Annotated in this window: 27 protein-coding genes; 12 read left to right on the top strand and 15 right to left on the bottom strand. The window is 33.6% G+C overall.

Annotated features, from left to right (window positions below; genetic code table 11):
- The first annotated feature begins 20 nt into the window (after nucleotides 1–20).
- The 6 genes from BM289_RS13530 (at nucleotide 21) to BM289_RS13505 (ending at nucleotide 7,532) form a co-directional block, all read left to right on the top strand.
- Complete coding sequence (locus tag BM289_RS13530; RefSeq protein WP_091494397.1) at nucleotides 21–641, top strand: hypothetical protein; 621 nt, start codon at nucleotides 21–23, stop codon at nucleotides 639–641.
- Between the two features lie 4 nt (nucleotides 642–645).
- Nucleotides 646–1,092, top strand: coding sequence for a hypothetical protein (locus tag BM289_RS13525; protein WP_091494395.1), 447 nt, complete (start codon nucleotides 646–648; stop codon nucleotides 1,090–1,092).
- 113 nt (nucleotides 1,093–1,205) lie between these two features.
- Nucleotides 1,206–2,849, top strand: coding sequence for a glucose-6-phosphate isomerase (pgi, locus tag BM289_RS13520; RefSeq protein WP_091494393.1), 1,644 nt, complete (start codon nucleotides 1,206–1,208; stop codon nucleotides 2,847–2,849).
- A gap of 319 nt (nucleotides 2,850–3,168) precedes the next feature.
- On the top strand, nucleotides 3,169–6,420 hold the full coding sequence (locus BM289_RS13515) for a TonB-dependent receptor (protein WP_091494391.1): 3,252 nt from the start codon (nucleotides 3,169–3,171) through the stop codon (nucleotides 6,418–6,420).
- A 104-nt stretch (nucleotides 6,421–6,524) separates the two neighbouring features.
- Nucleotides 6,525–6,947 carry a hypothetical protein gene (locus tag BM289_RS13510; protein ID WP_091494389.1) on the top strand — a complete coding sequence of 141 codons (423 nt, stop codon included), beginning with the start codon at nucleotides 6,525–6,527 and terminating at the stop codon, nucleotides 6,945–6,947.
- 93 nt (nucleotides 6,948–7,040) lie between these two features.
- A complete protein-coding gene (locus BM289_RS13505) occupies nucleotides 7,041–7,532 on the top strand; it encodes a septal ring lytic transglycosylase RlpA family protein (RefSeq protein ID WP_091494387.1) in 492 nt (163 codons plus the stop codon).
- 32 nt (nucleotides 7,533–7,564) lie between these two features.
- Here BM289_RS13505 and BM289_RS13500 read toward each other — a convergent pair whose 3' ends face one another.
- Complete coding sequence (locus tag BM289_RS13500; RefSeq protein ID WP_091494901.1) at nucleotides 7,565–8,020, bottom strand: DinB family protein; 456 nt, start codon at nucleotides 8,018–8,020, stop codon at nucleotides 7,565–7,567.
- Nucleotides 8,021–8,101: 81 nt separating this feature from the next.
- Between BM289_RS13500 and BM289_RS13495 the strand changes: the two genes are divergently transcribed.
- The 6 genes from BM289_RS13495 to nadD all read left to right on the top strand — a co-directional run bounded on the left by BM289_RS13495 (nucleotide 8,102) and on the right by nadD (nucleotide 11,879).
- A complete protein-coding gene (locus BM289_RS13495; protein WP_091494385.1) occupies nucleotides 8,102–8,449 on the top strand; it encodes an arsenate reductase family protein in 348 nt (115 codons plus the stop codon).
- Nucleotides 8,450–8,721: 272 nt separating this feature from the next.
- Nucleotides 8,722–9,582: a YicC/YloC family endoribonuclease gene (locus BM289_RS13490; protein WP_091494383.1), complete on the top strand. Its 861-nt coding sequence runs from the start codon at nucleotides 8,722–8,724 to the stop codon at nucleotides 9,580–9,582.
- A 67-nt stretch (nucleotides 9,583–9,649) separates the two neighbouring features.
- Nucleotides 9,650–10,180 (top strand): hypothetical protein, encoded by a 531-nt coding sequence (locus tag BM289_RS13485; protein WP_143102081.1) that lies wholly within the window; start codon nucleotides 9,650–9,652, stop codon nucleotides 10,178–10,180.
- Between the two features lie 25 nt (nucleotides 10,181–10,205).
- Nucleotides 10,206–10,778, top strand: a complete 573-nt coding sequence (gmk, locus tag BM289_RS13480; protein WP_091494380.1) for a guanylate kinase — start codon at nucleotides 10,206–10,208, stop codon at nucleotides 10,776–10,778.
- A 100-nt stretch (nucleotides 10,779–10,878) separates the two neighbouring features.
- The gene (locus tag BM289_RS13475; protein ID WP_091494378.1) at nucleotides 10,879–11,244 is read left to right on the top strand and encodes a four helix bundle protein; all 366 of its coding nucleotides are present in this window, start codon (nucleotides 10,879–10,881) and stop codon (nucleotides 11,242–11,244) included.
- A gap of 53 nt (nucleotides 11,245–11,297) precedes the next feature.
- Nucleotides 11,298–11,879, top strand: coding sequence for a nicotinate (nicotinamide) nucleotide adenylyltransferase (nadD, locus tag BM289_RS13470; RefSeq protein WP_091494376.1), 582 nt, complete (start codon nucleotides 11,298–11,300; stop codon nucleotides 11,877–11,879).
- Between the two features lie 160 nt (nucleotides 11,880–12,039).
- On the opposite strand, the gene BM289_RS13465 is transcribed toward nadD, so the two are convergent.
- The 14 genes from BM289_RS13465 to BM289_RS13400 all read right to left on the bottom strand — a co-directional run bounded on the left by BM289_RS13465 (nucleotide 12,040) and on the right by BM289_RS13400 (nucleotide 23,275).
- A complete protein-coding gene (locus tag BM289_RS13465) occupies nucleotides 12,040–13,509 on the bottom strand; it encodes a nicotinate phosphoribosyltransferase (protein WP_091494374.1) in 1,470 nt (489 codons plus the stop codon).
- A gap of 9 nt (nucleotides 13,510–13,518) precedes the next feature.
- Entirely contained in the window at nucleotides 13,519–13,827 is a 309-nt protein-coding gene (locus BM289_RS13460) for a hypothetical protein (protein ID WP_091494372.1), read from the bottom strand.
- Nucleotides 13,820–14,788: an ADP-ribosylglycohydrolase family protein gene (locus BM289_RS13455; protein WP_091494371.1), complete on the bottom strand. Its 969-nt coding sequence runs from the start codon at nucleotides 14,786–14,788 to the stop codon at nucleotides 13,820–13,822. The genes BM289_RS13460 and BM289_RS13455 overlap by 8 nt, the downstream gene beginning before the upstream one ends.
- 17 nt (nucleotides 14,789–14,805) lie before the next feature.
- Entirely contained in the window at nucleotides 14,806–15,258 is a 453-nt protein-coding gene (locus tag BM289_RS13450; protein ID WP_091494369.1) for a nucleoside 2-deoxyribosyltransferase domain-containing protein, read from the bottom strand.
- 2 nt (nucleotides 15,259–15,260) lie between these two features.
- The gene (locus BM289_RS13445) at nucleotides 15,261–15,992 is read right to left on the bottom strand and encodes a metallophosphoesterase family protein (RefSeq protein WP_091494367.1); all 732 of its coding nucleotides are present in this window, start codon (nucleotides 15,990–15,992) and stop codon (nucleotides 15,261–15,263) included.
- Nucleotides 15,993–15,994: 2 nt separating this feature from the next.
- Entirely contained in the window at nucleotides 15,995–16,537 is a 543-nt protein-coding gene (locus tag BM289_RS13440) for an RNA 2'-phosphotransferase (protein WP_091494366.1), read from the bottom strand.
- Between the two features lie 50 nt (nucleotides 16,538–16,587).
- On the bottom strand, nucleotides 16,588–17,115 hold the full coding sequence (locus tag BM289_RS13435; RefSeq protein ID WP_091494364.1) for an NADAR family protein: 528 nt from the start codon (nucleotides 17,113–17,115) through the stop codon (nucleotides 16,588–16,590).
- A gap of 106 nt (nucleotides 17,116–17,221) precedes the next feature.
- A complete protein-coding gene (locus BM289_RS13430) occupies nucleotides 17,222–18,310 on the bottom strand; it encodes an adenylosuccinate synthetase (RefSeq protein ID WP_091494362.1) in 1,089 nt (362 codons plus the stop codon).
- A 445-nt stretch (nucleotides 18,311–18,755) separates the two neighbouring features.
- Nucleotides 18,756–19,631, bottom strand: a complete 876-nt coding sequence (locus BM289_RS13425; RefSeq protein WP_091494361.1) for a hypothetical protein — start codon at nucleotides 19,629–19,631, stop codon at nucleotides 18,756–18,758.
- Nucleotides 19,632–19,633: 2 nt separating this feature from the next.
- A complete protein-coding gene (locus BM289_RS13420) occupies nucleotides 19,634–20,020 on the bottom strand; it encodes a hypothetical protein (RefSeq protein WP_244165374.1) in 387 nt (128 codons plus the stop codon).
- Between the two features lie 104 nt (nucleotides 20,021–20,124).
- Nucleotides 20,125–20,958 carry a ribose-phosphate diphosphokinase gene (gene prs / locus BM289_RS13415; protein ID WP_091494358.1) on the bottom strand — a complete coding sequence of 278 codons (834 nt, stop codon included), beginning with the start codon at nucleotides 20,956–20,958 and terminating at the stop codon, nucleotides 20,125–20,127.
- A gap of 74 nt (nucleotides 20,959–21,032) precedes the next feature.
- Nucleotides 21,033–21,725 carry an NUDIX hydrolase gene (locus tag BM289_RS13410; RefSeq protein ID WP_091494356.1) on the bottom strand — a complete coding sequence of 231 codons (693 nt, stop codon included), beginning with the start codon at nucleotides 21,723–21,725 and terminating at the stop codon, nucleotides 21,033–21,035.
- A gap of 162 nt (nucleotides 21,726–21,887) precedes the next feature.
- On the bottom strand, nucleotides 21,888–22,256 hold the full coding sequence (locus BM289_RS13405; RefSeq protein ID WP_091494354.1) for a PKD domain-containing protein: 369 nt from the start codon (nucleotides 22,254–22,256) through the stop codon (nucleotides 21,888–21,890).
- A gap of 113 nt (nucleotides 22,257–22,369) precedes the next feature.
- The gene (locus BM289_RS13400; RefSeq protein ID WP_091494351.1) at nucleotides 22,370–23,275 is read right to left on the bottom strand and encodes a LysR family transcriptional regulator; all 906 of its coding nucleotides are present in this window, start codon (nucleotides 23,273–23,275) and stop codon (nucleotides 22,370–22,372) included.
- Between the last annotated feature and the right edge of the window lie 65 nt (nucleotides 23,276–23,340).

Here is a 23,340-nt window from a genome sequence, read left to right as displayed (position 1 = left end):
CCTTCTTTATAAGTTTAAGTATGAAAAGTACACGCCTTAGAACTATTTATCATGAAACTTTTTCGGGTTTAAAACTATTTTACAGAGACACTAATCTCTCCGAAAATTTAATTTCAAATTATAAAATCGGACAGATTATTCAAGAAAAAGGTTTTACCGACATGAGTTCGATTGGCGGAGGACTTTCGGGAAATTTGAGATATTTAATTGCGAGTTCCCAACCAAAAGATTTATCAAAATTTAATCCTGGTTCTGCAAAAATTGGTCATTTTCTTTTAGATTCAATTGCTTATTTTAAAGTATTGGATATTCAGAAAATCGACAACAAAACACAGGTTTTTCTTTTGAATATTCCTGATATTTCTATTTCACTTTTTAAAAATTCCTCTTCCAATTTAGAAGAAGAAATTATAGAAAAAGCTCAAAAACGCTTTCGCGAAAAAATCGATTTGCCTTTAATTCCGGAATTACAAACCGAAGAATGGAAAGAAAGAACCAAATTGCCACTTGGAATGGATGAAAATGGATTATTATTTTTTGATGATTCTAAAATTAAAACAGAATCTCCAAAAAGAATTGATGTTGATATTACTAAGAAAGTTATAGAAATTAATAAAAAGCCATGGTGGAAGTTTTGGTGATTATATGAAAAACGGGATTTTATATTTTACATTTCTAATTTTATTTTCCTGTGGAAATCAACCATATGAATTGCGATTTGACAAGTATGAAGATTTAAAAGAAACAACAAATCCAAGAATTAAAGGATGGTTTCCCAATATTATCAATTCTGATTCTTATGATTTGAGAAGCGATTCACATCTTAATATTTGTGATTTTGTCAAATTCAGTTATTCTGAAAACCAGAGTTATGATTCTATTTTCTTAAAAAATCCAAAAGTTACAGTCGCTTCATTTCAACAAAAAATAAAAGAAAACGAAAATCTCAAACCAAAATGGTTTCCCAATTCTGAAGAAATAAATCTAAATGATTTTGAAATTGTTTTAGCAGATGGATTTGATGTTGCAAGAAAAAAATCAACAAAAGAAATATTTTGTATTTGTAATCCTTATCGTTTTCCAATTCGATAATTTATCATAAAACGTTTTCGTAACTAATTGTTATATAATCGCGAACCGTTCCCCTTTTAAAAGTTATTTCAGTATTTTTGTGTTTCAGAAAACAAACTCAATTATAGATAAAAATGGCTTTAAACACAACAAACCCAACCGGGACTGAAGCGTGGAAAAATCTCCAAAATCACTATAACGCAATTCACGAAACCACAATACAGGAATTGTTTCAACGAGATAGTGCACGTGCCGAAAAATTTCATTTACAATGGAATGACTTTTTAGTAGATTATTCTAAAAATAATATCAGTCAGGAAACTGTTTCTCTTTTATTAGAATTAGCAAATTCAATTGGATTAAAAGATGCAATTTCTCAATATTTTGGAGGAGAATTAATCAACCAAACTGAAAATCGCGCTGTATTACACACTGCTTTACGCGCTCCAGAATCAGCAGTTATTACTGTTGATGGAGAAAATGTAATTCCAGAAGTTTTCGAAGTAAAAAATAAAATCAAACAATTTACAGAAGAAGTTATTTCCGGTCAAAGAAAAGGATACACAGGAAAAGCTTTTACTGACATTGTAAATATCGGAATCGGTGGTTCTGACCTTGGTCCTGTTATGGCTGTAGAAGCTTTACAGTTTTACAAAAACCATTTAAATACTCATTTCGTTTCCAATGTTGATGGCGATCACGTAAACGAAATCATCAAAAAATTAAATCCTGAAACTACTCTTTTTGTAATTGTGTCTAAGACTTTTACGACTCAGGAAACACTTTCGAATTCAGTAACTATTAAAGAATGGTTTTTAAAATCGGCTTCTCAGGAAGATATCGCTAAACATTTCGTAGCTGTTTCGACCAACATTCAGAAAGTAACAGAATTCGGAATTAATCCAGACAATGTTTTCCCAATGTGGGACTGGGTTGGAGGAAGATTTTCTTTATGGAGTGCCGTTGGATTAAGTATTGCATTGGCAGTTGGTTTTGACAATTACAATGATTTACTGAAAGGTGCCAACGAAATGGATGAGCATTTCAAATCAGCAGAATTTGACGAAAACATCCCAACAATATTGGCTTTGTTAAGTATTTGGTACAATAATTTCTTCGGAGCAGAAAGCGAAGCTTTGATTCCGTACACACAATATTTATCAAAATTAGCTCCGTATTTACAGCAAGCCTTTATGGAAAGTAACGGAAAAAGTGTTGGCCGTGATGGAAAACCTGTTAACTACCAAACAGGAACTATTATCTGGGGAGAACCAGGAACAAATTCTCAGCATGCTTTCTTCCAGTTAATTCACCAAGGAACAAAAAGAATCCCAACAGATTTCGTTGGATTTGTAAAACCACTTTATGGAAACGAAGATCACCATGATAAATTAATGTCAAACTTCTTCGCTCAGACAGAAGCTTTAATGAATGGAAAAACAGAAGCTCAAGTTCAGGCAGAATTTGACAAACAAGGACTTTCAGCAGACAAAGCTTCTTATTTATTACCTTTTAAAGTTTTCACAGGTAACAAACCAACTAACACCATTTTAATTCAGAAACTTACGCCAAAAAGTTTAGGTTCTTTAATCGCATTGTACGAACATAAAATTTTTGTTCAGGGAGTTATTTGGAACATTTTTAGTTTTGATCAATGGGGAGTTGAATTAGGAAAACAATTAGCCAATTCTATCTTGGATGAAATCAATTCCAAGACTGTTAAAAGTCATGATAGTTCAACTTCATTTTTGTTGAATCATTTCTTAAAAAACAAATAAAACCAGAAATTTAAAAATTTCATAACATTTTGAAACGCCTTAATTTAACCTAAATTAAGGCGTTTTTTCGCATAAAATACCGACAAAAAACATAAAAAATACGCCCATCTGCAAGTTTTAGCTTACAACACAATTCAAATAATTACACATTTAACAAAAAACCGATCCAAAAATTCAACAAAACAATATTTTTTTTATTGAAAAGAGAAAAATTCATTTTAATGCGCAACACAAAAGACAAAAGTTATTTTTCTTAACATTTCGATAACATTATCTGAGTTAATTGTTATAATTTTGCCAAAAACAAATAACAAAACAGATGAAAAAATTGTCAAAGTTTCTCTTACTGCTTTTAGCGTTTATTTATGCAGGAGATATTTATGCACAAGGTAACACAACTTCTTCTATCAATGGGGTTGTTTACGATTCGCAAAACAAGTCGCTTCCAGGAGCAACGATTCTTGCAGTTCACGAGGCTTCAGGTAGCCGTTATTCGACCACAACGGATTTTGATGGTCACTTTAGAATCTCTAACATGCGTGTTGGTGGTCCTTACAAAATTGAAGTAACTTTCATAGGTTTCACAACCTACACAGAGGAAGGCGCTTATTTACAACTTGGTGACTCTAAAAGTTTAAAAGTTGTTTTAAAAGACGAGACAAACCAACTTAGTGAAGTTGTAGTTATGGGTAAAAAAGACCCAACTTTCAACTCTAAAAAAACTGGAGCTCAAACCATTATCGATCACGAAAAGATAACAGAATTACCTTCTTTATCTAGAAATATTGCTGATTTTGCCAGACTTACACCACAAGCGCAAATGCGTAATGATGATGTAATCTCAATCGGTGGACAAAATAACAGATTCAACGCAATTTACATTGACGGAGCTGTAAACAATGACGTTTTCGGATTAGCTGCAAACGGAACAAACGGTGGACAAACAGGAGTTTCTCCAATTTCACTAGATGCTATTGAGCAATTCCAGGTGAGTGTTTCTCCATACGATGTTAAATTATCAGGATTCGCTGGAGGTGCTATTAGTGCAATTACACGTTCTGGAACAAATAACTTTGATGGTTCTGCTTATTTCTTATACAGAGATCAATCTTTGGCAGGAAAGACTCCAACACGTAGCGGAAGCGGTGTCGAGAGAAAAAGACTGGGTGATTTTACAGCACAAACATATGGTGTTAGAGCTGGAGGAGCAATTTTAAAAGATAAATTGTTCTATTTCATTAACTATGAAAGACAGGAAAATGAAACACCACAACCTTTTGATATTGCAAATTACACAGGAACTACGAAAGCTGCAGGGCTAGAGAGTTTAAGTAATTTTTTAATAAATACATATGGTTACAACCCTGGATCATATCAAAATAATAAATTATCATTGACAAGTGATAAATTAATTGCTAAAGTGGATTGGAATATTAATGATAACAATAAATTATCTGTTAAAAACAGTTATGTAAAAGCTACAAACTTTTCTCCATTTCGTTCTTCAAACACTGCAATTAATTTCTTGAACGGTGCTCAATCTTTTGAATCTATTACAAATTCAGCATCGTTAGAATTAAACACTAGATTCAATAATAAATTTTCGAATAACTTAGTTGTTGGATACACCACTGTAAATGATGATAGAGATGCATCTGGAGATCCATTCCCAACAGTAACTATTAGAGATGGTGTTGGTGCAACGATTTATTTTGGATCTGAAGCAAGTTCAACAGCGAACTTATTAAATCAAAGAGTGTTAACTATCACAGATAACTTTGAAATTAATGTGGGGAAACACAATATTTTAATTGGTACTCACAATGAATTATCTCACGCTAAAAACGTATTTATCAATAGAAACTACGGAGCGTATGATTACAATAGCGTAAGCGATTTTATGACGGGAGTTAAGGCATACCGTTATCGTTTAGGATACTCATTATTTGGTGGTTCAGGAGATGACTCTAAAGGAGCTGCTGATTTCAACATGAATCAATTTGGCTTATATGTGCAGGACAATATTAGAATATCAGATAACTTCCGCTTAAATGTTGGTGTAAGAGCTGATATGCCTGTATGGTACGATGGACTTGTGAATGAAGATTTTAATACAAGAACAATTGGCCTTTTAGAAGCTAAAGGAAAAGATTTAAAAGGAGCAAAAGTTGGTCAACCTATTAAAAGCACAGTACATTTCTCACCAAGAATCGGTTTTAACTACGATGTTGACGGTGATAAAATAACTCAAGTTAGAGGAGGTATTGGTGTATTTACATCAAGAGTTCCATTAGTATGGCCAGGTGGAGCATACAATAACAACGGTATTTCTCAAAACAGTATCCAAATAAACAATGCTACTGCTACTCCTACACCAAATTTCAATCCTAACACTAATATTGACAGCCAATTAAGTGGTATTGTTCCTTCACCTCCATTACCTGGAAGCGGGAAAGTAGGTGGAAATATTGACTTATTTGCTAAAGATTTTAAGCTTCCACAAGTTTTAAAAACTAGTTTAGCTTTTGATCGTAAATTAGGTGCTGGTTGGATAATAACTGCTGAGGCAATTTGGAATGAAAACCTTAACTCAATCCAATACCAAAACTTAAACATTGATGCGCCTGTAACTCATTTAACAGGAGCAGACAACAGACCACGATACAACGGAAATGTTCGTATCGACAATACTTACCAAGGTATTTACTTGGCATCTAATAAAAAAGCAGGAAGTTCATGGAACACAAACTTTACTGTAGCTAAGAACTTCACATCAGATTTTATTGATGCAAATATTTCAGCAACTTATGCTTATGGAGAGTCATATGTTTGGATGGATGCAACAAGTTCTCAAAACAGTTCACAATGGCAATACATAGAAACAGTTAACGGTTCAAATGCAATTTCTGGAGTATCTAGATCTGATTTTGATCAGGGATCAAGAGTACTTGCTAATTCTTCTGTAAAATTCAAATGGAATAAATCAATTAAAACTACAATTGGTCTTTACTACGAAGGTACTCAAGGAACTCCTTTTAGCTATGTTTATGATGACACTGGTAACTTATTACGTGATACTTTTCAGCCTTCAGCTTTAATTTATGTTCCTGCTAACAAAGGTGAAATAATTTTCACTCCTACTGCGACAATGACAGCAGATCAACAATGGGATGCTTTTAATAATTTTATCTCTCATGATAAATATTTAAACAGCAGAAGAGGTAAATATGCAGAACGTAACGGAGATCGTTTAGACTGGAGTCATGTTGTAGATGTGAAAATTGCTCAGGAATTCTCAATCAATGTAAATAAGAAAAGCCATAAATTAGAATTTACAGCTGACATCTTTAACTTTACAAACTTGTTAAACAAAAACTGGGGAAGAAGATACTTTATGTCAAACGATCAGATCTTACTTCTTAAACACAGTGGATTCTTAGCAGATGGAACAACTCCAACATTCACTTTTAATCCAAGTACTACAAGTAATGTTAAAAATCAAATTGATGACGTAGGTTTACAATCATCAAGATGGCAAATGCAAGTTGGAGCTAGATATTCTTTCAACTAATAAAGAACCATCCTAAATAATAAAAACGGCATTGACTTTTAAGTTTAATGCCGTTTTTTTATAGCCATTTTTGTTATATTTGTTTCAAACAAAAAACAAGATTTATGTATAATTTTCTACAAAAATTTCACTCTGGCTGGGCATACTTAGCATTGCTTATTTTGCTGGTTGCAGTTGTTAACGCCATTCTCGGATTTACTTCAAAAAAAGAGTTTACCGCTAAAGATCGTAAAATCGCTTTATTTGCTTTAATCGGTACTCATACACAATTATTGATTGGTCTAATACTATATTTTGTTTCTCCTCTGGGAAAAGCGGCTTTTGGACAAATGTCTAATGCAGAACTTAGATTAACATCATTAGAACACCCACTAATTAATCTTATTGCTATCGTCCTAATTACAATTGGATGGTCTAAACATAAAAAATTAATCAACAGCGAAGCTAAATTTAAAACCTTTGCTATTTTTTACGGATTAGGATTGTTACTTATCTTAAGTAGAATTCCTTGGAACCTTTGGTTCTAGAAAATACCAATTTAAAAGCCCTTTTATCAGGGCTTTTTTTATCTCGGCATATTATTTGTACAAACTCCCCCCAAGTCTGAAAAAAAATAACCCATGAGAAATAAAAAAAATATTTTATTCGCCACAATCGCTCTGACTCTAATTAGCGGCTTCACTTATGTAATAAGCCAAACCAAACCTACAACAGAACCTAAAATCATTCAAGACACGGTTAAAAATGCAAGACCAAACCTTATTGCATTACCTGTAGACTCTGTTTTTACAGACAAAGGTTTAAAACTTAGACCATACAAAAAAAACGCTCACGCCTCCTACTATGCTGATCGTTTTAATGGAAAAAGAACTGCTAACGGAAGCCGATTCAACAACAACCAATACACTGCTGCTCATAAAAAACTTCCTTTTGGAACAAGAGTAAAAGTGACAAACGAAGCCAATGGAAAATTCGTTATTGTAAAAATTACAGACCGCGGTCCTTTTGTAAAAACTCGCGAAATAGATTTATCTAAAAGAGCTTTTATGGACATCACCAAACATAAAGGTGCCGGTGCAATGAAAGTCACAATTGAGACTATAGTAGAATAAAAAAATCCCGCTCAAAAGGCGGGATTTTCTATTTAAACTAATTTTCTTAAGGTCATCGCCATTCCGGTATGAATTCCTTCGTGGTAATTATTGAAATCCAACGCATCTTGGACATTACTCAATGTAAATCCCATGCTCGTAGTATATTCATGATAATCTACAAAAAGACCACTGGTGAAATCATTTTTTGTTTTTTCTAATGTTGATAAAAGAAAAGCTTTTACCTCATCAACTTCGGCTTGTGAAACATCGCCTTCTGGTTTTGTCCCTTTTCGATATTTATTGACAAACTCTTCTGAAACCATCGTTGGCAAACCCGATAATTTATAAACTAAGGTTTGTTGCGCTGCAACACAATGTGCCACGTTCCAGATAATATTATTATTAAACCCTTGTGGAATCTTATTCAACTGTTCCAAAGAATGACTTTCTAAAATTTTCAAAAGAATTTCTCTTATTGTTTTTTGTGTCTCAAAAACTGAACTCATACAATTATTTTTTTTTTTAAAATTAGGCATTTTTAAGTTTCAAATGAATTTTCTTTGCAGTCTAATAAAACTCAAAAAATCATGAACAAGATATATTATTTAGCCTCTTGCGACACTTGCCGAAAAATCATCAAAAGTTTACCTGAAAACAATTTGGTTTTTCAGGATATCAAACAAGATCCAATTACTGAAGAACAATTGGAAGAAATGTATAAACTATCAGGAAGTTATGAAGCTTTATTTAGCAAAAAAGCGCAATTATACAAATCAATGGGATTAAAAGACAAATCTTTGACCGAAGCTGATTTTAAAAAATACATTTTAGAACATTACACCTTTTTAAGCCGCCCTGTTTTTATAATTGATGGAAAAATTTACATTGGCAACAGTCAGAAAAATGTTGCCGAAGTACTAAAGGCTTTAAGTTAAAGAACTCCATTTTAAGTTCGATTGTCTGCGTGAGGGATAGGAGGAAGCTACCGAAGTAGCCCGGATAGCCCGGTCCCGATAAGATAAGTGGGCACATATACGCAAAGAAGATTAGCCCACTTATCTTATCGGGATCACGCCCAAATTACCATTGACAATTGGTAAAATTTTAGAAAAAAGACATTAAACGGCTTTTCTCTTGCAGAGAATAGTATTTTACGTCATAAACAGAGCAAACTTTTAGTTATCTTTGCGCCTTTATAGTCAATTATATGATACAATCTATGACAGGGTTTGGCAAAGCTTCTTTGCAATTGCCAACAAAAAAAATCACGGTTGAAGTAAAATCCTTAAACAGTAAAGGTTTAGATTTAAATGTAAGAATGCCATCTCTTTATCGTGAAATGGAATTGGGCTTACGAACGCAGATTTCAACTAAACTGGAAAGAGGAAAAATCGATTTTGCTATTTATGTAGAAAGTACGGCAGAACAAACTTCAACTAAAGTAAACGTTCCTGTTGTAAAAAATTATATAGCACAATTGAGAGAGGTTTATCAGGATGCCGATGAAACGGAACTGATGAAAATGGCTGTTCGCATGCCAGATACCCTGAAAACAGAACGCGAAGAAATCGATGAAAATGACTGGGAGCAAATTCAGGTAATTATTGATGAAGCGCTTCAAAACATCTTAAGTTTCCGTAAAGACGAAGGAGAATCTCTTGAAAAAGAGTTCAATTTACGAATTGGAAATATTCGCCAATATATGAATGATGCTTTGGCTCTTGATCCAGAACGTGTTCAGGCAATCAAAGATCGTCTGCAAACTGCCATTTCAGAATTACAAGTAAATGTGGACGAAAACCGTTTTGAACAGGAATTGATTTATTATTTAGAGAAATTAGATATTACGGAAGAAAAAGTTCGTTTAACCAATCATTTGGATTATTTCATTGAAACTTTGGGTGGAAATGAAGCAAATGGACGTAAACTAGGTTTTATCACTCAGGAAATGGGTCGTGAAATCAATACTATGGGTTCCAAATCCAATCATGCTCAAATGCAGAAACTGGTGGTGATGATGAAAGATGAATTGGAGAAGATTAAGGAGCAGGTTTTGAATGTTTTGTAAAATGAAATTTTATTGCGTTTTCTTCTTTCTGGTAATATCTAAATGTTTCGGACAAGATTTTTCTGAAATGAATAAAGTTTTAGAAATATCAGACTCCATAGAAAATCAAAAAGAAATTCGCATTTACAAAGATTATTCTATTGGTAATAGAATAATTCTCTTTAGAATGTTCAATGATGAGGCCAATGAGTGGATTGTTCAGAAATTTTGGTATCAAAAAGATTTCAAAAGTGTAACAAAAATTGATGAGTTTCGCTTTCCAAAGGAAGCTATTGGAAAGTTAAAACCTAAAAATGCACATTTGATTTGGTTAAATTTACTTCTCTGTAATGTAGAATATTTAACAAGTCAAACAAATATTGATTATAAACTCAAGGATGCAAAGATTGTTTTTGAAGATGGAGAATTTGGAATATCCAAAAATAAAAAACATGCAATAGATGGTGAGTCATACAGAGTATTCATTAAAAATGAAACTATTAAAAATGAGTTTTCTTTTGATAATCCATCTTTCTATTTAAAATATTATCCTACAGTCGACGAATTAATTTCATACAATGAATTATTATCAGTCATAAAAAAAGACTTTGACTTTTAGCCTGACAGATTACATATAAACAAAAATGAACAAAGGAAAATTAATTGTTTTTTCAGCACCATCAGGATCAGGAAAAACAACTATCGTAAAACATTTATTAGGACAAGAAGATTTAAACTTAGAATTTTCGATCTCGGCAGCGTCGCGTGCACCACGTGGAGAGGAAGTTCATGGAAAAGATTATTATTTTATTTCGTTAGAAGAATTCAAAAAACACATTAAAGCAGAAGATTTCCTGGAATGGGAAGAAGTCTATCGTGATAACTTTTACGGTACTTTAAAATCTGAAATCGAACGTATTTGGGCTTTAGGAAAAAACGTGATTTTTGACATTGATGTTGCCGGCGGATTACGAATTAAACATAAATTTCCTGAGCAGACTTTGGCTGTTTTTGTAAAACCACCAAGTGTCGACGAACTAAAAAGAAGACTAAAAGAACGTTCTACAGAAAGTGAAGATAAAATCAATATGCGTATTGCAAAAGCATCTGTAGAATTGGCAACTGCTCCACAATTTGATGTAATTATCAAAAACTATGATTTGCCAGTAGCTTTGGAAGAAGCACATCAATTGGTTAAGGAATTTGTTTCTAAATAGTTATTAGTCCTTAGTTGTTAGTCCTTAGTTGTTAGTCCTTAGTTGTTAGTCCTTAGTCTCTAGTTAAATAGTCTATAAAACATCAAACTGTAAAATCTAAATGAGCGGTATTAAATCCTATAAAGAGTTATTCATTTGGCAAAAAGGAATAAAACTGGTTGTTCTTGTTTATAAACTTACTAAAAGCTTTCCTAAAGAAGAAATATATGCCTTGACTAGTCAGTTAAAAAGAGCCAGCGTATCCGTTCCGTCAAATATTGCTGAAGGTTTTGGACGTCAAACGGACAAGTCATTTAATCATTTTCTGAATATTTCCAGAGGTTCTTTGAATGAGATAGAGACACAATTAATTATTGCAAAAGAATTAGAATTTATTTCTGATGATAATTTGTTTAATGAAATTATGTTGTTAATTGAAGAAGAAAGCAAAATGATAAGCGCTTTCGCCAAAAATCTAAAAGACTAATAACTAAAAGCGAGACTAAGAACTAAAAACTAAGGACTTACCCACTACAAAAAATGAAAATAGGCCTTTATTTCGGAACATATAATCCCATTCATGTTGGGCATTTGATCATTGCCAATCATATGGCTGAGTTTGCCGATTTAGATCAGATTTGGATGGTAGTTACACCTCATAATCCGTTGAAGAAAAAGGCAACTTTATTAGACGACCAACAGCGCCTTCAAATGGTTTTTCTGGCAACAGAAGATTACCCAAAGATAAAACCGTCGGATATTGAGTTTAAATTACCTCAGCCGAGTTACACCGTGATTACCCTCGAACATTTAAAAGAGAAATACCCAAATCATGAGTTTTCTTTAATTATGGGAGAAGACAATTTAAAAACGCTTCACAAATGGAGAAACTATGAAGTAATTCTCGAGAATCATGATATTTATGTGTATCCGAGAATTTCGGACGAACCCGAAAATGTCGAATTAAAATCGCATCCAAAAATTCATGTTATCGATGCACCGATTGTAGAGATTTCTTCAACTTTTATTCGAAACAGTATTAAAGAGGGGAAAAATATTCAGCCTTTGCTTCCTCCAAAGGTTTGGGAATATATTGATCATAATAATTTTTATAAGAAATAAGTAAACTTGTCATTTCGACCGAAGGGAGAAATCACACTCGCTATTCGACAAAGATTGGCGATATGCTGTACGGAGTTTCTAGTGTGATTTCTCCCTTCGGTCGAAATGACAATACTATACAAAAAAGCCTGAACTTACATTCAGGCTTTCGTTTTTATAATTAAGCTTCGATACTTACTTCACTTTTTATTCTTGTTCTGATTTCACTAAGTGACTGATCAATTAAAAGTTTTCCATCTCGGAAAACTTCTTTCAATTCGCCTTGTTTTTCTTCTTCCCAGGAAACATTATCACTTAAGTGGTACTTTCCATCAATCAAGTCGATTTTCATTAATCCTTTAGCCGATTTTTTAGTTCCGTCGTCTGTAATTGGATCTTTGAAGATCGCTCTTCCCTCTCCGTTTACTTCTCCGTAAGTTGCTTTCATTGCAAATCCGAAAGTATCTCTAGTATTGTATTGATACGTAAAAGATCCGATTCCTAAAACCACATTGGTAGAAGCAAATCCTTTTTCTTTTAATCTTTCGCAGATTTGAGTCGCTCTTGCTACTGTAATACTATCTCCATAAATAGCACCAATTTGCGGCACTAGTTCTTTGAATCCTTTAGCATTTGTTGTTCCGCCAAAAACATCCCAAAGCAATTCGATAACTCCTTTTCTTTCTTGTTCCGTTTTTCCATCAGGATTTCCGCAGATAATTAGAATTGGATCACCACTATCAGGACGAATCACGACCTTACCTTCTCTTGAAACAATAGCTTCTTTTAATCTTGGAAGATAATCCGTCAAAACTTTCCATAAATCCCAAGTGTCCGAAACGATAGAAACAATTCCTTTTGGATAAACTTCAGTGATTAACCTTTTGAAAGTTTCATATTCTCCTTCTGTTGTTCCCATACACATAACAGAATGTTCTGTAGCGGCAACTGAACCTGCTACTAATTCCTGATCTGAATTGGCTTTGTAATATTCTTCCAAGAAATCGATAGCCGGAATTGTATCTGATCCTGTAAAACTCAATAAGTGTCCGGCAGCTGAAGTTAAAGAAGCTTCTATTCCGCCCATTCCTCTCATAGAGAAATCATGTGCCTGCCAATCTACAAATTCTGGAACAGAAGAAGTTTCTGCAGCATATTTATCCAATACTTTTCTGTATTCTTTTGCAATAGTTGCTGAGTTGCAAGGCAACCAGATTACAGCAGAAAGCAAAGTTTCGAAATAATTCGTCAGCCAGAAAAACTCCGGAATGGTATTGTACATCGTAAACATTGGTACTCTTAATGGAACGCTTGCTCCTTCTGGCAATGCTTTAAAAACCATCGGAATATAACCTAAGTCATGTAAATCTTCGATATGTTTAGTACCAACCTGATTTTCGCCTAAATAATTATTGATTCTTCGGGCATATTTTTTCACCACTTCTTCTTTTGATTTCTTAAAGAAATACTCTTCAAAGTCGTGAATGATATATTTTTTGATGAAATACTGCAATCCAAAAAAGATTACTTCATCAACTTCTTCAATTCTTGATTTTCTTGGTGTCCAGTTAGAATATACTAAACTTGTTCCATCTGGGTATTGTCTTCTGTGGTCAACTTTGTAACCATCGGTTAATAATAGTGGGTTCATATATTTTTATTATGTTTTTAAAATTTTGTACAATGTATCAAATTCCGAGGACAAATTTATATATTCTTCAATCCATTCGTTCTGCATAGAAATTTCCTGAAAAGTTCCTGTTGGTGCGAATAAATATCCTAACAATTCGAGGCCTTTTTCATTTTTATCTTTCAGTAAATAATCAATTCTATTTATTTCTGACCTTAATTCTTCTACCGAATTATAATGTGTCCAAAGCAAATCTATCTCTGAAGTAATTTTTGATTTAACTACTTGCAATACTTTTATTACTTCATTCCATAGATTATCCATGTTATCCCTACTCATTTCCCATTAATTTCTTAGACAACCGATCTGCAAGGTCTTTTATATCATTAGATCTTACCAAATTATCAATCCATTTTTCGGGTATATTATCGATTCCGTAATAAATTCCTGCCAAACCGCCAGCCACTGCCGCAGTAGTGTCAGTGTCACTTCCAAGATTAACGGCTTTCAACACCGTATCTTTATAATTGTCTTCCAAAAGAATACACCAAATAGCAGCTTCTAAAGTATTCAATACATAACCTGAAGAAAATATTTCAGCTTCTGAAAGAAATTGTAAGTCCTGAACATCATATTCACCAACCTTAATGGAAAGTATTCGGTGAAAACGATCGATTTCTGATTGAGGTATCTCTGCATTTTCAAAAAACGATTTCACAATTTCTTGCATTTGCTTTAGGGCCTCATCTTTATTTTTCCCATTATATAATTGCAAAGCATATTCAAGATAAATAAAACAAGCCATCACAGAACGAATGTGACGATGTGTAAGTGACGAAACTTCTTTTACGCGCTGAAATCGTTCCTTAATCGGCATATCTTTAATATAAAAAAGTAATGGCAGAATGCGCATTAGAGATCCATTTCCATTACTGTCTTCTGTATCGCCTCCTGCCAAAACAGGATCTTTTCCGCAATGCAGTTCATGAATGGCAATAGAGGTTGCAATTCCAATATCAAACACTTCGCCATGTGGTGTCCAATAATTCTGTTCTTTCCAATTCACAAAACGATTCGCTAATTTTTGAAGGTCATATCCTTCTGCTAATGTTTCTGCAAGACAAAAGGTCAAGGAGCTGTCATCTGACCAAGTACCTTTGGGTTGATTGTGAGTTCCATACCCAATCATATCGACAGCAGGTGATTCTTTCATCTGATGTCTTGAAAGAAACTCATAGGGAACTCCTAAAGCATCTCCAACTGCAACTCCAAACAAACCTGATTCTATTTTATTTTTCATGGATTCTTCCCTTTCTATTAGTCCAATAGATTTTGTATTAACTCGTTTAAAGTTTTAAACTGCTCTACTCTGTATCTTTCACAAACAATATCAATATTCCCTTTACGCCAAAAATCTTCTTCAACAACCACTTTCATTTTTTTGGATTGCGCGTAAAGTCCAAACTCCAATAAAGAAATTGGTGACATTGTATTTTCTGCAAAATACATGATAATAATATCTGCTTTCTCTAATGCATTAAGTTCCCAACTAACCTGCTCTTTAAAATTAGGATTTTCTATAGTTTGTGACCAGCTACTGTCCCATTCCGTTCTTCTTGGATTGAAAAGAATGTATTTTTCTTTTAACTGCTCTTCGCAATATAACTGCCAGTTAACGGCTTTATCCATTTCTATAGAACCAGCTAAAAAAATGGTTTTGACATCAGCCTGTACTGGTATTTCTTCGGGTGATCTAAAAATTCTTTTCATGATTATTTATTTCTTCCTTTTTCATTTGGATAAAACACTTGCACGGCATCACTTTGCCAAAACTGCTTCGTTTCAACATCTATACAGCTCAACTTTCCATAAAAACCTGCTCCAGTATCTATGTTCCAAACATTGCATCCTTGCATTGGAATTTCGAAATCATAATGTAATGTTGGCGTATGACCGATATAAATTTCATTAAAAAGCAGTAATCGTTTTGGGTATAAAAGTGAATTTTTATCGATTCTTTTGTCCATTGTCAAAGCCATTTCCCATAAAGTTCTATCCCAGGAATAATTGGTTTTGTAATGTTCTTTTTCCGGGCCGTGCATCGATGAAAATCCAGCGTGAATGAATAAATTGTTATTTTCATCTACAAAGTAATCTATCATTGAATTGAAAAAATCTCGATGTTTTTGTTTTTGAGAAGAATCAATTCCAGTATAACTTTCTATTGTTGACTTTCCTCCGTGCAGAAACCAAATATCATTTATGACATTTTCTTCCAACCATTCCTGACACCAAGCATCGTGATTTCCTTTTATAAAAATACATTCCTGTTTTTGAGACAATTCAATAAGAAAATCAATTAATTGTTTGGATTCACTCCAACCGTCTACATAATCTCCCAGAAAAACAAAACGGTCATTTACTGAATAATCAATTCTTTCTAATAACTGAATTAAGGCTTTTAATCCACCGTGAATATCTCCAAAAACTAAGGTTCTTTTCATTTTTAAAACTCAATATATTTTGCCGGAACTTCATCCGTCAGCCAAACATTGTTTTCGGACAAATAAAATTTGAATCCGTCTCTAAACATGGCGCCACTTCTTACTGTCAGAATTTGCGGAATTCCTCTTCTACTTCCTACTTTTACTGCGGTTTCTTTGTCTTTGGAAAGATGTACATGCTGACGGCTCATTTTTTTCAAACCTTCATTTCTTATGTTTTCCATAAACTTTCCGACTGTTCCGTGATACAAATATTCTAAAGGTTCTGTTTCTGCTAAATTTAATTCAACCGAAATAGAATGTCCCTGACTTGCACGGATTTTGGTTTTATCTTCGTTGTAAGCAAAACGTTTTTTATCGTTATTTTCTACAACATACTCCAAAAGTGCAGCATCCATACGATTCCCTTTTTTATTACATTTTGCTATTAATTCCTCAACATCTGCCCAGCCGTTTTCGTCTAATTTTAATCCGATTTTTTCTGGCGAATGTCTGAGCACCAAACTCAAAAACTTGCTGACGCTCTTTGCTATATTTTCATTCATTACCTATGAAATGTTCCTATGGAACATGTTTATTATTTTATAATTTGTAATTATCTCAATTCATCCCTAACCTCCATCAAAGCAAAACCCAACAAATTCAAACCTTTCCATTTTTCTGGATTTAAAGCGTCTTTGTGATCGCCCGCCATTCCGATTCCCCAGATTGGATCAACCGGACTTGCTTCTACAATCACTCGGTCGTTAGTGTTTAAGAGAAATGTTTTCAAATCAGGGTTTTGACTGAATTTGTGGAAATTTCCTTCTTTTACAATTTCAAATCGGTTTTCCAACCAGATTTTGTCATCGTAATTTCTCACTTTACGGCCTAACTTTTTAGCTTCGGCAGGAGAATTGCATTTTATGATTTTATCTAAAATTTCTTGGTCTTTGAATAATTCGGCTTTTTTTGCCATCATCCAGTGTTCAGCAGTTTTATAAGTTACATCATTGACTTTAAACGAACTTAACCACCATTGGCTGAAACAAGTTTTAGTAATCGTTCCATCTTGACTTGGCTGATGTCCCCAGAAAAATAAAAATTTACTTTCTGGAGCTATATTTTCTATATTATATTTCATTTTTTCTATTTATTGAAACAAAGAAGTTATGCTAACCTAATTTGTTTTTATTAAAATCTTCTAGTATAATGCCGATGTAATATGAAAATAGAACAATGCAATTGGTCTATATTGAATATACAATCGGTATTATGTTTTTAAAATCTTTAGAATCGGGTGAAAATGATCCGTAAATTGTATTGAAATCTGTCGTTAACTTTTCAAATTCATATTCTTTTTCTAACTGATCCATACAGGTTACCACCAAATTTCTTTTCGCGTTTGGACTGTAAGTTGCATCTAATTGTAATGCGTAATTCAACAAATCGTAATCCAAATCCCCAAATCTGAGCTGTTTTTGATATTCGTTGAAAACACAGGTTTCCTCTTCGTTGTTTTTTAATTGTATTTCTCTTTCATTCGGCATCCAGCCATGGCCATGCCTTGTGGCGTAACTTCTGGTTACATAATAAATCTCCAACTCTTCAATCTTCAGTTTATTACAGATTTCAATTGCATTTTTTGAAGTGGTATTCGCATAAGTAACATTCGGAAAAACTCCATGATCCATATCTAAAAGAATCCCTTGACTGCCTTCAAAAATTAGATTATTGTATTTTGAAAGGAAAGTATAATCGACAATATTCCATTTTAGTTTATCAATTGCATCAAGATACGCCCGAGCTTCTTCGTCAATTTCGCTTTCATTCAAAAAACCATAATAATAAGCAATCTGATTTAGCTTTTCCAAAAGCATTTCGCGAGGCGCAATCAAATCTATGGCAAACAATTTATACGGGCCTTCGTTTCTTTTCATGGTTGAACCAATGCCCTTTCCGCAGGTTCCATGATCTAGGTTTCTAGCGTTTCCTCTGTTGTGCCAAACATCAAACGGAGTAGTTACTTTTGCCAACGGATGAATATATAAATCCAGATTAGCTCCTTTCTCTTTTAATTCCTCTCTTTCGTTGTATAAAAAGAGCGGATGAATCGTGCAGTGTTCACTGTAATAAGATGGCAGACCTCGAAGTGCACCACTGGCAAAACTAGAATGAACGTGTTTTTTATCGCCAATCATAACCGTATGAGCCGCCTGCTGTCCTCCCGAAAACCGAATAACTATAGATTCAGGATTTTGTTTCGCCAGAAAATCTGTTGTTATTCCTTTTCCTTCATCACCAAATCCTAATCCTATAACTATTTTCGCTGTTTTCATTTTGTTTTTATTTATTTTAATCTCGCAAAGCCACAGAGTCGTAAAGGGTTTTGTTTTGAAGCCACAGATTACTAAGATTAAAAAGATTTTTTTAATGCAGATGCAAAAAGATTTCTTCTAAGATTTTAGAAATGAACAATCTGCGTTTATCTGCTTAAATCGTTTTAAATCTGCGTAAAAAAAACTTTGCGTCTCTGCGTCTTTGCGAGCAAATATCTCGCAGCTGAAAAAATGCTTTATGTTTTAATCTCGCAAAGTCGCTAAATCGCAAAGTTTTAAAGATTAATGTAATTATCATTTTAACACATAGAACCATAGATTTTTAGAAACTTAAAAAAGGCGTTTCACTTGCATCAATTCACATAGCAACTATGTGTTAGAAACTAGTTTCTTTCTTTAATCTTTCGTATTCAAAAAAATCTATGTTTCTATATGTTTGAAAAATTTAAAGCATTTGTATACTATCTAAACCTGAATCATTTGTATCAGAAACTGGTATTGTTCCTAAACCTGAACCTGAACTTTTATGTTTATCACAGATTATTTTCTTGATTACATTTGGAATTTCTCTATGATCTTCTATTGATAAACAATTTTGTCCTAACAATTCTTTCCATTCCACATCGGCATTAATTGCTTGTCCTGAATGCAGTACACTAATGTGATAAACATCGTATCTTTTTTGGGCTTCTGCCAATAATTCAAGATGCGTATAAGTCTGTTGTCCTTGCCCCATAATTTCTTTGATGGCTGATGCTGGAAGTGTTTTCAAACCAGGTTCATCACCCACTGTAAACAATAATCCTTTTTGTCCTCTTTTTTCGAAGGCATCGGTTTTGGTATGAAAGGCTGCAAAATACCACGCTAAGAGATAACTTTCTCCAGCGTTTCCTCCTCCTCCACCTTCGATATAAGTTCTCGTTAACCACATATCCAGTTCTTCATCGCCAGATTCAAATTGTCCTACTTGCAAAGGATATCTGTCGCACTCATGATCACCAATTCCTAAGAATAAAAGTGCCGGATCTGGAACGCCTCCCTGAATAATTCCTCCCATTAATTTTGGAAGACCTTCTTTAATCAGTTCGTGCGGAATATGTCCCATACTCCCTGTTACGTCCAGTCCTAAAATAATTGGAACTGTATTGGGATGAACGTCTGAATCTCTCGCTTCTCTAAAAATCACTCCATTTGGATTCATAGATTCGTGAGCCTTATGCAATGCATTTTGTGTAAATATCTCGCTAGCAGATTTTTTTCCATAACCTGCTGCTTCTGCTCTGCTCAAACGAGCGCTTATATCGTATCTTGTACCTCCCATGACTAATATTTTTTACCAAATAAATACTCAAATCTTTTTTTTGTTACTTCAAACTGGATATTCAAATTTCTGATGGTCAGCGAAAGCTCCATATCTTTTTGTACAAAAGCTTCTGGCTGAAAATCGGCAAAGGTTAAACTGTTTTTATCCAACGGACTAATATCAATCAGTCCTTCTTGTTCTCTTTCGAGTCTTTTGATTTTTAATTCAATGTCTTCAACTCGACGTCTGTATATTAATTCTGAATCCTCACCAATTACTTTGGCTCTGTCTTCTCTAATCTGATCATTGTTTCTTCTTAAAGACTCAATGAATCTTGGTTTTAAATCATCACTCATAATACTTTTGGTTGTTTTTGTTTCAGGTTTTTCTTGTTTCAAGTTGTGCACTGAACTTAAAATTTGGGTTTTAAAACTGAAACGATTAATAGATTTCCTTTTTTCTGATTTTAAGTTTCACGTTCTAAACAACAACTTGAAACCTGAAACTTTTTTTAAACTAATTGATCCAATCCAATCACTTGAACACTTTCACCGTCAAAGTCTTTAAAAGAGTTCGTTGTAAAAATGCCATCAAAGCAATTTAAAACTTCGAAACCTTTATTGAAAATTCCGTGGCTTACGGCCAAGTACAGTTTTCCTGCATTTTTCTTTTTCAATTCTTCGGCTAAACCAACAAAGGTTCCGCCTCCGTCGCAGATATCATCTACAATTAAGCAATCCATTCCTTGTAAATCCTCTTCATACACTTTAAAACCAGATAATTTTCCTGTCTTTACATCTCGGCTTTTACTACATTCTACTACCTCAACTCCTCCTAGAAATTCAGAAACTTTATAGATTTTCTTCAAAGCGCCTCCGTCTGGAGAAATCAATTTTACGTTTTGACCTATTTTGTTTAGCACTTCTTTGATAAAAGTATAGTTCGGAATTACAGTACTATTATTCAACAAAGCTGGAGTCACTTCAGAGTGTGCATCAAAAGCAAACACTTTATTCAATTGCATGGCATTGATAATGTCTGCATACACTTTTACAGATAACGGTTCTCCCGGAATCATAACACGGTCTTGTCTCGCAGCTGGGAAGTACGGAATAAAAAGATCGATGATCTTAACGTCCATTCTGCGTAACGCATCAACTGTGATACACAATAAACCTAAATCGTTGAATGAATTCAATCTGTGTGTAATCGTTACTTTTTGATTAACATCAAAATCCGGATTGATTTTAATGTGTGGCTCTCCACCAGAAAATGTAAAACTTTGAAATTTGATTTCTTCCTGATTTTGAATCGGAGCGAATTTTGGGTCGAGATTTAGTATCATAGTGTTGTAGTTTGCGTTAATTATACGCAAATGTAGAATTTAATTTTGAATAAACAATTTATTTTGTGTAAAAATTACGCAAACTTTATTTCGAAGTGAAAACCTTTTTCAATCAATTCATTGTATTTCAACTTATTAAACTTAAAAAGTTTTGCTGGACGACCTGTTTTTATAGGTGAAAATTTTTCGGTCTCCTCTAAAATTCCGTAACTGAGTATTTTTTTTCTGAAGTTTCTGCGGTCGATTTCTTTTTCCAAAATCGTGCAATAGAGATTTTCCAAATCGGAGAAAAGGAATTCCTCCGGCAGCAAATCGAAGCCAATTGGTTCATAAGTGAGCTTTGATTTAAGTCTCGAAATTGCTTTTTGAAGTATACTATTATGATCGAATGCTAAAGACGGAATCTCATCAATCTTAAACCATTGTACTCTTTCTGCATCTGTATCTGCTTTAATTTCTAAATTGGAAGCATCTACTAAGGCATAATAAGCAACTGAAATTACACGGTTTCTTGAATCACGGTGAATATCATCGCCAAAAGTGTATAATTGTTCCATAAAAGTAAGCTGTACATTCGTTTCTTCATGCAATTCCCGAATAACGGCATCACTCAAAGATTCTGAATTCTGAACTAAACCACCTGGCAAAGCCCAATATTTTTCTGAAGTTCCGAATTGCTGTTCGATCAATAACACATACAAATCATTGTTTTTGTAGCCAAAAACAATCGCATCAACCGCAATTCTAATATTTTGTAAATTTTCCATAGTCAAAAATCGTATCAAACAAATATAACGAATGAGAGTTAATCTATTATCGACTTAAAGCCTCCAAGTTTGGAAAGCATGATTTTAAACACAAATTGCACAAATTTTCACGAATTCATTTGTGAAAATTTGTGCAATTTGCGGTTAAAAAACTTTTTACCCCTAGTTTACCGTGACATTCTTCTTAGGACTAACCGTACAGCTGCCTCCCGATTTAGTAAGTGTCACATCTGCTTTAACTTCAAATGTACCAGAAGCACTATAAGTATGAGATACAGCTCCTGTTGCAGTATTTACTGTCTCTGTTTTTCCATCTCCAAAAGTCCATTTTACTGAAGTTACGGTATTGCTGCCACTATATTGTATAGAGTAATTAATTATTTTCGAATTTGTTCCATCTGCCGAATGTTTTAATTCAGTTAAAATAGAATCACCAAAACAGTCTACAATTGCCTCATCATCGCTCTTACTGCAAGAATTGATCATAAAAAATACCATGGTAAACATTAAAACTGTTGCAATCTTTTTCATAATTGGAAATTTTAGTGGTTTATATTCTCAAATTTATTCTTTTTAAAAGACATAGTCAAAAGAAAAAGAAAGAATTTTCACCCGTAAAATAAGAATAAACGATTGATAGTGCATCATAAACGATTTCCAAAAAACAACTTCAGTTCTTTTTCAATAATATCAAAAAACGATTTTAAGTTGTTATTCTTCGGAGCCAATAAGTACACAAATTCTTCCGGCACATGAAAACTGTTCCACAATAACTGCAGTTTATTCTTTTTAATAAATTCTCTCGCATTACAATTCCATGTAGCTGCAACTCCTTCATTTTTGCCTAAAAGACGAAGCATTTCTGATTCTGAAGGAATAATATAATTCGGAACCATTGAAGGTCTTTTTTTATTGAAAGCATGAAGCCAGAACAATTTTATATGCGGAATTCTCGCATCATGGCTGTACCACTTTTGTGCATTGAGCCACTGTTCGATTTCAGTAAAATTATCCGATTTTAATTTCTGGCGGAATTCAGTAATATCCAAAGAAGTTGGAGCAACTAATATCAATTTGATTTTTCCAACAACTTCGTAAGTCGTATCAAACGTGTCAAATCGTTTTGTGGTAATAGCAAAATCTAATTTTTTAGCATCAACCAATGCGAAGAGTTCGTCGTTTTCTGCGAAAGTAAAATCAATTAAATCAAATTTTGAAATCAAGAGATTTCCAACACATTCAAATAGATGTTTCGAAATCCCGACAGAAATCAAACGATTGGCATCTTCTGCTTTAGCTCTAAAACTGGTTTCGACACTTTCGAGACGATCTAGTGCGTCTATAATCAAATTATTCAGTAACTTAGCGTATTCTGTTGGTTCAACGCCTTTTGATTTTCGGTTGAATAATTTATTGCCAACATGCGCTTCTAACATAGAAATTTGCTGACTAACCGCAGGCTGACTCATAAACAACTCCTTGGCGGCAACCGAAAAATTACCATTTTTATAAACCGCCTTAAATGTTCTGTACCATTCTAGATTTACCATGATATAATTTTATTTATAACAAACATAGTTTATTTTATTTTTACTGATATCACATAAGCCGTAAA

The sequence above is a fragment of the Flavobacterium phragmitis genome, assembly GCF_900112575.1.
Classification (GTDB): domain Bacteria; phylum Bacteroidota; class Bacteroidia; order Flavobacteriales; family Flavobacteriaceae; genus Flavobacterium; species Flavobacterium phragmitis.
Note: the sequence above shows the minus strand (reverse complement) of the source record. Positions and strands in the feature narration are given on the sequence as shown.